The sequence below is a fragment of the Bradyrhizobium sp. UFLA05-153 genome, from assembly GCF_054185185.1.
This window is the reverse complement of sequence record NZ_JBBIAM010000187.1, coordinates 1-12,217: the sequence shown is the minus strand read 5'-3', so window position 1 is coordinate 12,217 and position 12,217 is coordinate 1. Positions and strand designations below refer to the sequence as shown.

Sequence of the window (12,217 nt, the reverse complement as noted above, 5' to 3'; positions counted from 1 at the left end):
TGTGGATGACCGCCGACAGAGGCGGCCCTAATTCTTCAACCGGTTGGCTTCGAACACGAGGGCAATTTGAAAAACCGGACCAACTTCCGAGCGGACCTCGATAGCCATATCCTGCTGATCGCGCAAACCAGGCGCATCCTTCAACATGGCAGCCAACGTATTTGCGGCCTCCAGCTCAGCAACCCTTTCATTCGCCAGTTCTAGACCTTCTTCGTCCGGGTAAAGCTCAGCTCCGTCCCTGATGTCGAAAAAGTAGCGGATCACAGTAACGTCTCCAGCCGCCGCGGTCCAACTCTGGCAACCCTTCACTGTTCCTAGATCGCCAAGAAGGCTCCGGCTTCCCCCGCTTCAGAGCCTCACGTCGCACTGCGGACTGGCTGCGGCGCCGGCACTTTCTGCTGAGGGTGGGCCGCCGCAACGCGGTTCTTGAAATAATCGAGGACGAACAGGCGTATCGCGGATGATAGATTATCTTGCCGGCGGTGGCGGTCGATCTCGCCAACCAGATCCGACAGCGTCATGCTGCGGACGTTGGCGATCTCCTTCAGACCCGTCCAGAATGCCTCTTCTAGGCTGACACTGGTCTTGTGGCCGCCGACAACGATGGATCGCTTCACCACGGGGGATTTCACGGCTGTCCTTGCGACCTATGGGTACTCCCGCCCGGGTCAGTCCGATCCTGCAAACAAGAACGGCTCCGGCGCGCGAGGCTGGAACACACCAGAGCCGTCTCTTCCCGTGCGCACCGCCGCGCGCAAATCCATCGTACTGCCAAGGGGCAGCAAAGCGAGGCGCGCACTCGGAGTAGCCCAGAAGCTCCACACAACGGATTTCAGTATCGATCCAGGCTAGCTCGGGTTGGTCTACCCAAATACGCCAAGCAACCTCCAACGGCCCTGGCATCGAGGGGTGGGCTGGGGCCGTTCCTATTCGGGCGCGTCAGCTCTGATGAGCCTTACATACGTGCAGCTCGAGCCAGCCGCGCTCGACCGCCATCTTGATACCCGCGCCGAACTCCTCGCCGGTGGCTTTGAGCTTGTAGAGGAACGGCGCGTTGATCTTCTCGATATGGATGCGGCCGTCTTGCACCGGCTCGATGCCAGCGGCGATCTCGATGAGCTTGCGCGCTGCAGCTTCCGGGTTGGCGTCGGGACGTTTCGGCGGTGAGCTTCATAAACCAGCCCTCGCGCGGCTGGCGGCCTGTTCTCGCAGGAAGTCAGTCCGGCGCTTCACGCCCCTGGGTAGTCAGTTCGTATCGATCGCCGTTCTTCGTCAGCCAACCGCCCTCGACCATGCGGAGCACAAACGATTTCGTGCAAACTGGATGAAAGGCGCTCGGGTGATAGATCTGGTTGTTTCGCTCGACCAAGTAGCCGTAGAGCCGGGCCTGCCGCAGAGTCCTACGCACCCATGGTGAAAGAACCAACATAACAATCGTTCAAGCGTCGGTTTGAGAGACGGTTGCTAAGCCTGTGCGGCTCTGCGGTGACCTTTCAACAACTCCTCAACGGATCGTAAATCCGGCCTCATCGGACCCCATGCGCCGTCCGCGCGCGACTGGTTCAGCCGATAACACTGGCAGCCGTGAGAGCTGCCGAAAAACAGACAATCGCAAGTCCTGCCGCAATTAGTAGAGCAGTTTTCAGTTCTCCTTCCATGTAAGCTCCCAAAAGCTCCGTCCTGCGAGCGTCGAGCGAACGACCCCAGCACTCCGGATTGAATGCTGAGGCCGCCTGATGGCCGCTTCTTTCTCGAGGGATCGGAATTTAAAACCAACCCAAGCCAGAAAAGTTTCACGACGCGACCAATTTGGCTGTCGGAAGTCAGTTGGCAGCGAAAGCTCCCGCTCCATCGCCGGATGGCTGCGGTTCGGGGGCGCAAGTCATCGCCGCCCATCGCGAGAATGTCGAACGCGTAAAGCTGCACCTCGTGATCGTGCATGCGCGAATGCAGCGCGTTGAAGTCGGATATGCCATCAACGCCAAACACAGATGTACTCCAACACAAAATAGGCATTGCCAGGAATTTTACGAATCCAGGAACGCTGTCGAGCTTGTGTCGTTCTGACTCTGCTCCGATTGGGGACTCCCCTAAGTCCGATCGGAGGGCATTCAGCAGCATGGCGGCCTCAGCTGTGTTCCGAGCTGGGGCCGCTCATATTATTGTTTATTTGTCTGGACTCTCTGCGCAGATCGGGCGGACTAGACAGTCGATGCGGCGCTCCCCGTGCGCTAGCCCATGGACCGCCGGCCCACACCTCCCTCTAAACCGCCGGGGGCCGGCTGATCCAAGGACTCTTTCCCGAATGGCCATCCTAGCGCATCCATTCGGTTTTGATCTCAATTCGGAGAAACGGCGCTTCTTCTCGGCTTCTGACTTCCAGCCTCCACGTGCCGCCAGGAGCGAGATTGTCTTCGATCTCCCGAGAGAGCCTGATCGCAGTGCGCCAAGCTGCCGGGTCATCTGGCAAGTCTTCGCCGATCTCGTCCCGATAGGGTGGCCGCCGTGGATATCAAAATAGTACCTCGGCATGGCGGACGAACGCGGGCTGGACTCGCCCGTTCTTCGGCCAAGAGCGGGAAGCGCTCGAATTGACTCTGCCTGTTCCCGAGAGGAAACTGGGGGACGGCAAGCAAGGCGACGTGGCATGAAAGACTATCAGGCGCAGCTAGAGAAGCTCCGCAAGGATGCGGCTGAATGCGTTCTGATCCGCGATCTGGCGACCGACAAAGCCAAGCGCGAAATGTTCGACCGGCTCGCCAGCCATCTAACTGTTCTGGCCGACCAGCTCGAGATGGCGATGCTTGAGCGGGAAACCGGAAGCGACGAATAAGGCTGCATCAGTCGGCCGTGACTTCCAAGAGCCGGTGCCGCTCTCGTGCAGCTCGAGCCAGCCGCGCTCGACGGCATACTTGATGCCCGCGCCGAATTCCTCGCCGCTGGCCTTGAGCGCGTAGAGGAACGGCGCGTTGATCTTCTCGATATGGATGCGGCCGTCCTGAGCCGGCTCGATACTCGCGGCCCGCTCTACCAGCTTGCGGGCGGGTCCTCAACGAGGAGAGCGAATAGGCGCAGGTTCGGCTGCTATCGGGCCCGATATGCGCCGCCGACGGCTCGGACGATGAACAGGAGGCCCGCCTGTTCACGCTGGCGGGCCTTTCTGTTTTGGAGCAACTGCGATCCGAGCAAATTTCTTTAGCGCGGCGTCTATTGCCTTGAGCTGTTGACCGCGAGAAGGTCGTCCCCTCCGTAGCTTAGGTACCGATGGTTTGGACGCCCTGGCAACAAGCCACAGGTCGCTGCCGCAGCTGACGCATTCGTAGAATCCTAGGTCGTAACCCTTTGCGACAGGAAATGCGCCCTTGAGCACTCGGGGTTGGTTACAAATCAGGCATACGGCTTCGCTGCTCACAATAGATCATCCGGAAAAGCGATCTGGCTGCAATAAGCACGATGTTAGCCCGTGAGACCGGGCGGGCTACAAGCTGAACAACATCCAGACCATCGCAGCTAACCAAGCGGCAAGCCAAACAATTGAAGCCAGGAACAACAGGTCACATTGTCTTAGGAGTCTGAAGCCGCGTCCTAGCGAACCGCGGTCTTTTCGTGCGACTGTGTTGATTATCGCAGCCGCTTTTTGTCGGACTTGCATAGCGCCGGGCGTTAGCGCATTGCGGCCAAACAAAGCTTGCTATCATGCGCCAAAAAATTGAGATTTTGAGCCAGCGTCGCGCCGAAGCCGGCCGTCCTGGATGGCCTGAATGCCAGGGGCGATCTCAATGAACTTGCGGGCGGCGGCTTCCGGGTTGGCGAAGGGACGTTCGGCGGTGAGCTTCATGGGTGAATCCTAGCGCGATTCGTGCGAGGAAAGATGCTCAACCGGTCATGCTGGCGGGCCATTCACGACTTGTGGACTTTTTGCCTTTCCCGCTCGACCTCTTCAGCGTCCTTATCATCGATCGTCATGAGCGAATTGTTTGCATCGTCATGAACCTTCAACAACTCGTCGAGCTTGGCGTGAATGGCTTGCGTATCGCGGTGCTCGGCGCGCTGGATTACGAGCGTCATGCCCCAGGTCGCAAGAGTGGCTAGCGAATGCCATTCTAGCCCGTTGCCGAAGACGATCCAAAGCGCGCAATAAACAAGGAAGATGGCGAACGCTGCTGGACGCGCGGCCAGTACGCCGATGTTAGTCAACCAGCTTCGGATTTCCTTCACGGCCATGGCGATCAACGTGGCGCTGGTTCTGAGGGTTCCTCTACAGCTCGCGCTCCATCGCCGGATGGCTACGGTTCTTCATTGATCCAATGCTTCTGCCGACCGCCGCGGTAAGGCCTATCGCGGTGCTTGGAGACCAAGCCTTCCAGTCCCATGCGGCACGCCGCGCCGAATAGGTCCGGCCCGATCTCCCCGCGCTCGAATGGCGCGACCGCGATGCCGTCCGGCCGGCGCGCCCGAAGCCGCTCCAGGTTCGTCTTACGCATGTGCAGGGGCAGGGCGCGCAGATCGTCGCCGTCCATAGCGAGAACGTCGAAGGCGTAAAGCTGCACTTCGTGATCGTTCTTGCGGGCCCAAAGCGAACAGGACTGATCGCCGAATCTTCCTAGGCTCGGGCGCTTGGCGAATCCCAAATACCCCAAGAACCTCCAGTGGCCCCGGCCTCCACATCCCCAGAATCCCACCAGCCGGGGCCATCTTTATCCGTGCATCGTTGTGGAAGAACTCGACCACCCTGGGCGAAGACGTCGATCACTTCTTCTCTGCGGGGGCGTCGACGCCGCTGGGCGGTGCCGGGGATGGTGGCGGTGGAATTTCCGGCGCGGCTGACGAACCGATGCAGTCACCCGCCCAGAGCTTGGTGCCTCTGACCGTGCCAACTAATTTGCAGCCCGTTGGCGCTTGCGGCTTTACCTGAACCGGCGGCCTTTTAGCCGCTTTCGGCGGAGCAGTTTGAGCAAACGCGCTAGTCGAAAAAAGCACTGCGATAAGTCCGATTATCGGCTTCATGGTCCTTCCCCAGAGTTATTCCCTTCGCCTAGGCCCTTCTTGATAGGCGGCGACTATGGCCACCGGCTCACGCTTGGGCCTATTGCTCGGCAACTTCATTGATTAGGAACTCATACCGTGGGTCGGATTGTCCTATCCACGCACGAAGAAGCCCAGTCCGGGGCTCGCGTAACTGGGGCTTCGGATGCGTAAATATCGGTGGAGTCGAGACGGGATACCAAGAACAGTAACTTAGCTCGCCGCCCTACGTTCCAGGCGCAGCCGGGAATAAGCACCGCTCACCGCCGCTTCTTGTCTGCTCTCTTTGCGGGCGGTGATCGGGCTGCGGTGTACGGTTCTCGCGGCGGACAGATCTACTCATGCCGCGATCAAAGCGATCCTCTCGCTACCTCGCAAATTATCAATCCCTTGGGCCTTGTGACGCGCGAGAGGCCCTGTACGTCGTGGGTGTCAAATGGTGCCGGCCGGCGGGCAACGCACGCTCAACGGCTGATGCAGCGACTATCTACATCCTCGGGTCATTGCATGCGGGCAAATTACCGCGACAGTGCTTCGGACACAAAAATTGCTAAGCCAGCGTCGCTACTGGGCAGACTGCTCCCGATGAGTGGAGCTAGATTCAGTTGCGTTCGGAAAGAATTGAGATCGCCAGTGAACGAATTCACATATCGCGTCGCTGACTTAGAACTAAGGTGACGACGAAATTCGTGGTGGGAATATCTCTCTAATCCAAGTGGGGTATTGTCATGAAAAATCTGTTCTCGATCGCGACCGTGATCGCCTCCGTAGCAGGTGCCACGACCCATCAAGCTGGCGCGTGCACTTTGCGCTTTCCGGCTTTCGAACTGACGGGCTTCCCGATCTCGCGGCACCAAGTTGCAGTGCTGGGAGCGGCCCAAGTTGAGGAGAGTTCGGCTACGCCAAAGCTAATGTTGGCTGGAATGCCCGCTTCTCCTCATCAGATTGCAGTTCTGACACCCCGCCCAAAACCAAGGATAGTTGAGGCATCGGCGGATTTGAGCCAACTCACCGTAGGCCTAGCGAATCCCAGCTCGCAGAGTAGTAGCGGAGAAATGTGTGTGCCTGACTGATTTTGTAGGCCCATTGCTGTACCTTGCGCGACCCGCCTTCGGGCGGGTTCTTTTTGTAGCGAAACCAACTGGCGTGGCCTCCGAATTAGACCGGACTTGCGCCGGAACCGCACGCGTATAGGTTGTAGTCGGGCTGAGGGAGATTCGATGGCTAAGACACCGATTTCTGCCGGTGATTTGGGCTGGATCATTCTCGAAGAGTTGAGGGATAGCGACGATTGCCCGATAGGCGTGGCGCTTGCAGTCATTCCTGACCCCGATGGTGATTGGCGTGTAGTCATCCAGGCACACAGCCGCAATGCGATGACAACAAGATGCCTGCGGCGCATTGCAAGTATCGAGAAGAGGCTAAAAGCCGTTTATGCGGTGGATGAGGCGTGAAATCATGGGCCAACCCACTGATGGATCCAGGCCGAGCTTATCAACGTAGTGGTGGCCGGCATCACGCAAGATGACGAGCTGACTACCCCATCTTGATCGGATCATCGAAAGGTCGCAGCCCGCCTCGATCGGTCATTCGTCTCGCGCATTATCGCTTCATGCACGCCGCCACATATGGACGTAGCCCGCCCGCGCTTCCGCTCCGTTGATTGTTGAGTCCCATTTTTCGACCTTCATCCTCACAGCGCTGGCGCTTGGCGGCAACGGCAGGATTGCTCTGGGTGGCGCATTCGAACCGCATCTTCCCCGGGGGATATTGTGCGCAGTTTTGTGCCAAGGCGTTTGATTCCATGGAGGCCAGCAACAGAATTGCTGGTGCAATGATGCGAAGCATAGTGATCCTCTGAAAAGCAGGAAAAGAAGAAATCGAGCATATGCACTAACTCACAATGCAACAACCAATAATTGCGTACTGTCACCCTTTGAATCTCCAGGGTGCAAGGCGGTTCGGACGTGAGCTTCATCCGCGATTCTGGCTTGGGAAGATGCTCATAGTCGGCTCTGAGCCACCCCGGAGGATGGCTCCGCGCTTGCCGCAAGCCTTGCAGATAAATCGCGGCTCCAGATCGGACAGGGGAACGTGATCCGGCCATCGATCGACATAGGCTGGCTCCAGCTTGACGTTGCGATAGTCCTCGCAGAAGACCAAAAGATCGCGCACGCCGGTCGCGCGCATCTCGCCCAGGGTGATTTTGACCGGACGGTGACCCGGGCGATGTGCGGTTCTCGCGGCGGACAGGCTTGGGCAGGACCCGGCCGCGGCGAGCTCAGTGGGGCGAGAGATGCAATCCAAGCGACACGGCAGAGCAACAGCCTCGAAAGCTTCCGACAGCGCGAAATTGTCGTTTGAAAACCATGGGGCCTTTTGGCTGCGATTTGTCGGAAGTGCGCTTAGAAAACCTTGCAAAAGCATCTGACTTCCAAGCTGAATACGAGGGTTCGATTCCCTTCACCCGCTAAAACAGGTCACCGCGCAGAGAGAGCTAACCCGAAACAGGGCCGTGAACCTAGCCAGAACGGTTTGCTACCATTTTGCTACCCTACCACGCGGGATGAGCAAGGATGAGAGACTACGTCCGGCGGCAGACTTGTCGCAAAAGACGTATAAACAAGGACTTCGGGATATTCGCGACGTTGCGAACTTCTTTGCCCCTTTAGGGTTTGAAATGGGAAAAATTCGCCTTATCGCTTAGTGCTCGCTTTATCCGGGTTGGCAGTCCCAAGTGATTGATTTGTTTGGAAAGTAGCCTTTCCCTAGGGAGCGCCATGTCATCTCTCGCCGCTTTGTTTTCCCTTCAGTTTTGGCAATTTTCCCCAAACTCTCAGGCGTGGTTTGGGAAGTTTTGTTCTTTCGATGTTCGTTAAGTTTCGTCACTGCGCATTTGCCGCCGCGCCTACGGTCAGCTTCACGCGTATATCTCTCGGCCTCAGCCAGTGTGGTGTGACCGAGCGCGGCCATGATGTCGTGAGCGCTCGCGCCAGCATCTGCGAGCATCCGGCCAAGTGTCTTGCGTAGCCCGTGCGGCTGGCAGTCGAGCGGAAGGCCGGCAGCAGTGATTGCGTCTCGCATAAAGCGGCTGAAGCCATCCAACGTGTAAGGCTTCCCGTATTCGGTATTGATTACCGTGACGTGCTTCCGCGGTGTCGCATCAAGCGCATTCCGCAGATCTTCAGCGACATCCATCTCGACGGGAACGCCAGTCTTGTGGCGCGTATAGATCGCGTCTGAATCTACCTGGTGCCACGTCAGCAAATGCGTATCGACACGAGCCGTTCCCATGTTGAGCATCAGTGCATAGGCGATGCGCTGTTTGGTGCCGATCGGCCAACGCTTTTCGATGCAGCCAACTCGACATCAGTCCAAGCTCTGATCTCATTGCTCTTGGGGCGCTTGATGCCGATCGAGGGATCGTACTTCAGCCAGCCCTTGTCGATCGCATGCTTGATGAGGATGCGCAGCTTCTTAAGCGTGTCGAGCGCGGCGCCAGGACGATCCGCCAAAGGCGATAGAATGAAGCTGTTGAGCGATCCTTGGTGAGCCCAGCAACAGCACGGTGGCCGTGCTCAATGCGGATAGCCTCAAGGCGAGACATATAGCCCGTCTTCGACGTGGGCCCCAACGATTTGAATTTCGTGGCGATGTAGTCGGCAATCAACGAGCCGATAGTGCTTGGCGCATCTTTCTTGACAGACGGCTTAGTGGCAGTCGCGCCGGCCATTGCAGCAGCATAGGCTTCCCGAAATTCCTGCGAATTAGGATCGCCGGGCAGCCTGATGCGCGGCCCCTTGCCGATCCGGAACGATAGATAGGTATGCCCCTTCACGTGATTGCGATCGACGTTCGGGGGAAGCTTGCGTGGCATCGCTATGTCCATCCCTCATCAGCCACGGCGAGCTCTTCGCCGTCATGGGGAAGCGCATCGATCGCAATATCAAGTTCGCGAACGTCCCACCCTTTGCGTCGACAGCCAGGGATAATGCGGGGTTTCGGCAACCGACCTTTCTCCACCTGATCGTCAAATGTGTTCGGCGATAAGTTGACGTAAGCCGCGGCGGCATCTCGGCCGATCAGCCGCGGCGATAAGGTTGGAGGGGAGGGCAAGTTGCCTCGGCATCAGGCGACAGCCGACTTGCGCTGTTGATCCATTTTCTCGCGAGCGGCGCGAACTAGCTCTGAACTTTGCGAGCTTACGTGCCGCTCAGCCTCAATCCGCAGCCAGTCTCTAACATCTGCCGGCAATCGCACGAGCAAGGGTTTGGCCGCAGCGGAGTTGTTCATTGGTAGAACTACGGCGACTACGTGCTCAATTCCGACGGCTCGGTGACGATTAGCCCCGGCACCCCGGACGCCCACCACATCGAGTCCTACAAGGTGCTATCCGGCACAAACCCGACCGGCACCGCGGTGTGGTGGTACGACGAGGGACAATCCGGCGCAAAGACCACATACTGCTTCGCGCCAGGATCGCTGACCTGACCCTGGGGCGGGGCTCGGTGTGTGTTTATGTAGGACCCGGTCGTCACGCTTGGCTAACGCATCGCCACTACAGCATCCGCCTCGTGCTGGCACATTCTGGTTGCGGAATCGAAAGGGGCCGCTCCTTAGCGACCCCTTGCCGGTTGAAATCTTGTTCGGGATGCGAAATGGCCAGCCCCGGCGGAATTACCTTAGGGGTATTTCATGACCACCGTGATTCCGGAAAATTGCCGTGCGTAGCACTGTCCTAATCTGCGGAAACTACGGGTGCTCTTGGGCGAACACCCATTTCCTTTTGAACGACATCGCGTCGAGGTGGTTTTTGGTAAGAAGGTCGGCGAAGGCCCGCCTCGCCAGCCCCGGACTGGCCTTCACACTCAAGAGGCCGCCTCGATTTGGCGGCCTTTTCCATTTGAGGCGTGGTAGTCGAGGCTTCAGCGGATGCAAGCACGCGCTGCACGACGGAGGTGCAAAAGCCAAGCGCCTTGACGATCTTGGACATACCCCACGCCGTCCGCGTGGCCTCTAGTCTGAGTTCACCGGGAGCTCATTTCACGCACCAGTGGCGGGGCCGCCAGCTCGGCGTAGGCCAAAGCAAAAGCCCGCCCGAGCGCACACTCACGGGCTGACGGGCGATGCGACGTCGCGGCACCTTGACGCGCCCCTTGGACGGCGCAGGCTTCCCGCGCCGGCTAACGCTGGCCTGCGCGACCTCGGCCTCCGCCTGAGCCGGCCCCTAGCGCGCCGCCGCGGCGTTCCCCTAAAGCTCGGTGAAGCTGCCGCCACAAGTGTGAGCCCGATCACTGAACGCCACCTCTTTTCAGGATTCGATTGGCTACCGCTACCGCTAGCGCAATCGCCAAAGGAGGAATGCCATGACGGATATCAGGAAGCCGACCAGTTCAGAGCGAAAAGTCCGATTCGAAGGCCGCGTCTTGAGCAATGATGAGCTTGAGGCCGTTTCCGGCGGTCTGGGCAGCGCGGTGTCAGAGGTCCTCAAGAACTTCGGCGGAGCCCTAAACACGTCAGCGCGCGGTTCATAAGAGCGCTCAGTCCCTGGCTCTCTGGCGTGCGCTGAAGGAGTTTGGATCAGCGAAGGCGCGAGATCATGCTAATGTCGACGGCGTAGGACTTGGCGATCTCGGCCAGCGTCTCGCCAGCGGCCCGGCGCTTCAGTGCTTCTTTGCGCTGGTAGTCCGACAGCTTCGGTTTCCGGCCGAACTTGACGCCTTTGGCCTGGGCGCGCTTGCGGCCGTCGCTGGTGCGCTCGCGGATAAGGTCGCGCTCAAACTCAGTGATCGCGGCGCGCGCGGCCACCGTATCTTTAGTGCTGCTTAGTACGGATAGTAGCGCCGGTAGGGATAAGGGTTGCCGTAGTATCCGGCTCCCGGCCCGTAGCCCGAGTAGCCGTAACCCGGTCCGTAGTATCCGTATCCCGGCCCGTAATAGCCCGACCCAACGGCGGCGGCCGCAGCCGCAGCACCCACGACGCCAAGGCCAATCGCAGCCCCCGGGTAGACACGACGACCGTAATAGCGACGATAGTAGACATCGGTCACATCAGAGAGAGTTGCTTGCTTGAAGGCCGTCACGGGTGACGATACCGGCGCGGCCGATGCGGCGGGAACCCAGCCGACCACAGCCGCACCGATAATAGCTCCAGCGATTGTCAGGGAGGTGGCTTGCTTGTTCATGACGATTGTCCTTTTGCTGACTATCAGGAGCAGTTCATAGTCGGTCCCGGCTGTTCCCACCCATTGACCTACATCAATCCAATGAGCTGCCAGGGCCTGCAGGGACACCCGTCGGGCGGGGCGACGGAGGGGTGCAGGAAATTTCCCACAACCGCATGTGCGTTGGGGCCCAACGAGCCGGCTTTTATCCGGGGCTCAGATCAGACCAAAAACGATGCAAATGCCGATCTCGATCAGGAGGGCCAGGCCTGTGATCGCGGACACAAGAAACACATCGCCCAACGTTGGAACGTGCATGGCTCGCCTCATCACTCTGCGAGAGGCGTTAGAGATTGCGAGGATGAGCGAGGGTTCTGACTCAATCAATTACAACGGCGGATTACCCCTTTCGAATGCCCGCTGCAGCACCAACCTGGACTTTGGCACGAACCCAACTTTCGAGTTGCAGTTCAGGAAATCGGGCGTTGATGCCGAGCGCTTCGACCATGGCCTGATCCCGGTCGCCACCGTCCAGGAATACGCGCGCCCACGCACGCATGGGGCTCATATCGCGCGGGACAGAGGCGACAACGCTGATCGTGACGGAGCTCACATACAAGCTTGAAATGATCAGGCAATTGTCCCGGCCACCAACTGAGGAGGTAGCCGTGACCAAATCGGGGCCAAGCCGGGCGACATCCCGATTTATCAGCCCAGCAAATTCCAGCTGCTCGTCAATCTGAAAACCGCCAAGGCGCTCAACCTCGAAATGCGCTCGACGCTCCTCGCCCGCGCCGACGAAGTAATCGAATGATGTCTGCACGCGCACGGAGGCAGACTTCGACGCTTCTTCTGCGGTGAGTTAATCACGAACCCGATCCTCGACGCGCACATCCACACGGCACACCGCCAGACCGCCGCATGAAGCTACCGCCGCTCGCTGGCAGGCGGGCAAACGAAAGGGCCGCCGAGATGGCGGGCCGTCGACATGGCATCTGGGATTGAGGGATCAGGCCGCTGGCAGACAG

Annotated in this window: 17 protein-coding genes and 1 pseudogene; 4 read left to right on the top strand and 14 right to left on the bottom strand. The window is 59.0% G+C overall.

What is annotated here, in order from left to right; all coding sequences use genetic code 11:
• Positions 1 to 27: 27 nt before the first annotated feature.
• The 4 genes from Q2941_RS48105 to Q2941_RS48090 all read right to left on the bottom strand — a co-directional run bounded on the left by Q2941_RS48105 (position 28) and on the right by Q2941_RS48090 (position 2,482).
• The gene (locus tag Q2941_RS48105; RefSeq protein WP_458197040.1) at positions 28 to 264 is read right to left on the bottom strand and encodes a DUF6894 family protein; all 237 of its coding nucleotides are present in this window, start codon (positions 262 to 264) and stop codon (positions 28 to 30) included.
• Positions 265 to 356: 92 nt separating this feature from the next.
• On the bottom strand, positions 357 to 632 hold the full coding sequence (locus tag Q2941_RS48100; RefSeq protein WP_458197039.1) for a ribbon-helix-helix domain-containing protein: 276 nt from the start codon (positions 630 to 632) through the stop codon (positions 357 to 359).
• Between the two features lie 307 nt (positions 633 to 939).
• Positions 940 to 1,089, bottom strand: a complete 150-nt coding sequence (locus Q2941_RS48095) for a hypothetical protein (protein WP_458197038.1) — start codon at positions 1,087 to 1,089, stop codon at positions 940 to 942.
• Between the two features lie 1,225 nt (positions 1,090 to 2,314).
• Positions 2,315 to 2,482: a DUF6894 family protein gene (locus Q2941_RS48090; protein WP_458197042.1), complete on the bottom strand. Its 168-nt coding sequence runs from the start codon at positions 2,480 to 2,482 to the stop codon at positions 2,315 to 2,317.
• A gap of 165 nt (positions 2,483 to 2,647) precedes the next feature.
• Here Q2941_RS48090 and Q2941_RS48085 point away from each other — a divergent pair, with 165 nt between their 5' ends.
• The gene (locus Q2941_RS48085) at positions 2,648 to 2,833 is read left to right on the top strand and encodes a hypothetical protein (protein WP_458197037.1); all 186 of its coding nucleotides are present in this window, start codon (positions 2,648 to 2,650) and stop codon (positions 2,831 to 2,833) included.
• Here Q2941_RS48085 and Q2941_RS48080 read toward each other — a convergent pair.
• From Q2941_RS48080 to Q2941_RS48065, 4 genes and pseudogenes are all read right to left on the bottom strand, one after another.
• Positions 2,768 to 3,034, bottom strand: a complete 267-nt coding sequence (locus Q2941_RS48080) for a hypothetical protein (protein WP_458197041.1) — start codon at positions 3,032 to 3,034, stop codon at positions 2,768 to 2,770. The two genes, Q2941_RS48085 and Q2941_RS48080, sit on opposite strands and share 66 nt — an antisense overlap.
• 660 nt (positions 3,035 to 3,694) lie before the next feature.
• Entirely contained in the window at positions 3,695 to 3,838 is a 144-nt protein-coding gene (locus tag Q2941_RS48075; protein WP_458197036.1) for a hypothetical protein, read from the bottom strand.
• Between the two features lie 62 nt (positions 3,839 to 3,900).
• Positions 3,901 to 4,224, bottom strand: coding sequence for a low affinity iron permease family protein (locus Q2941_RS48070; protein ID WP_458197034.1), 324 nt, complete (start codon positions 4,222 to 4,224; stop codon positions 3,901 to 3,903).
• Positions 4,225 to 4,258: 34 nt separating this feature from the next.
• Positions 4,259 to 4,580: pseudogene (locus Q2941_RS48065) on the bottom strand (ATP-dependent DNA ligase); the annotation flags it as partial.
• 1,665 nt (positions 4,581 to 6,245) lie between these two features.
• Between Q2941_RS48065 and Q2941_RS48060 the strand changes: the two are divergent.
• Complete coding sequence (locus Q2941_RS48060) at positions 6,246 to 6,479, top strand: hypothetical protein (protein ID WP_458197033.1); 234 nt, start codon at positions 6,246 to 6,248, stop codon at positions 6,477 to 6,479.
• Between the two features lie 520 nt (positions 6,480 to 6,999).
• Here the strand turns inward: Q2941_RS48060 and Q2941_RS48055 are convergent.
• The 3 genes from Q2941_RS48055 to Q2941_RS48045 form a co-directional block, all read right to left on the bottom strand.
• Positions 7,000 to 7,452 carry a hypothetical protein gene (locus Q2941_RS48055; protein WP_458197032.1) on the bottom strand — a complete coding sequence of 151 codons (453 nt, stop codon included), beginning with the start codon at positions 7,450 to 7,452 and terminating at the stop codon, positions 7,000 to 7,002.
• A gap of 288 nt (positions 7,453 to 7,740) precedes the next feature.
• Positions 7,741 to 8,319 carry a tyrosine-type recombinase/integrase gene (locus Q2941_RS48050; protein WP_458197031.1) on the bottom strand — a complete coding sequence of 193 codons (579 nt, stop codon included), beginning with the start codon at positions 8,317 to 8,319 and terminating at the stop codon, positions 7,741 to 7,743.
• Positions 8,320 to 8,455: 136 nt separating this feature from the next.
• Entirely contained in the window at positions 8,456 to 8,902 is a 447-nt protein-coding gene (locus tag Q2941_RS48045) for a hypothetical protein (RefSeq protein WP_458197030.1), read from the bottom strand.
• A gap of 437 nt (positions 8,903 to 9,339) precedes the next feature.
• On the opposite strand from Q2941_RS48045, the gene Q2941_RS48040 reads away from it, so the two are divergent.
• The gene (locus Q2941_RS48040) at positions 9,340 to 9,516 is read left to right on the top strand and encodes a hypothetical protein (protein WP_458197029.1); all 177 of its coding nucleotides are present in this window, start codon (positions 9,340 to 9,342) and stop codon (positions 9,514 to 9,516) included.
• Positions 9,517 to 10,391: 875 nt separating this feature from the next.
• Positions 10,392 to 10,559, top strand: a complete 168-nt coding sequence (locus tag Q2941_RS48035; protein WP_458197028.1) for a hypothetical protein — start codon at positions 10,392 to 10,394, stop codon at positions 10,557 to 10,559.
• Positions 10,560 to 10,605: 46 nt separating this feature from the next.
• On the opposite strand, the gene Q2941_RS48030 is transcribed toward Q2941_RS48035, so the two are convergent.
• The 3 genes from Q2941_RS48030 to Q2941_RS48020 form a co-directional block, all read right to left on the bottom strand.
• Positions 10,606 to 10,833, bottom strand: coding sequence for a recombinase family protein (locus Q2941_RS48030; protein ID WP_458197027.1), 228 nt, complete (start codon positions 10,831 to 10,833; stop codon positions 10,606 to 10,608).
• 17 nt (positions 10,834 to 10,850) lie between these two features.
• Positions 10,851 to 11,075, bottom strand: coding sequence for a hypothetical protein (locus Q2941_RS48025; protein ID WP_458197026.1), 225 nt, complete (start codon positions 11,073 to 11,075; stop codon positions 10,851 to 10,853).
• A gap of 514 nt (positions 11,076 to 11,589) precedes the next feature.
• Positions 11,590 to 12,018: a hypothetical protein gene (locus tag Q2941_RS48020; protein WP_458197025.1), complete on the bottom strand. Its 429-nt coding sequence runs from the start codon at positions 12,016 to 12,018 to the stop codon at positions 11,590 to 11,592.
• Positions 12,019 to 12,217 lie beyond the last annotated feature (199 nt).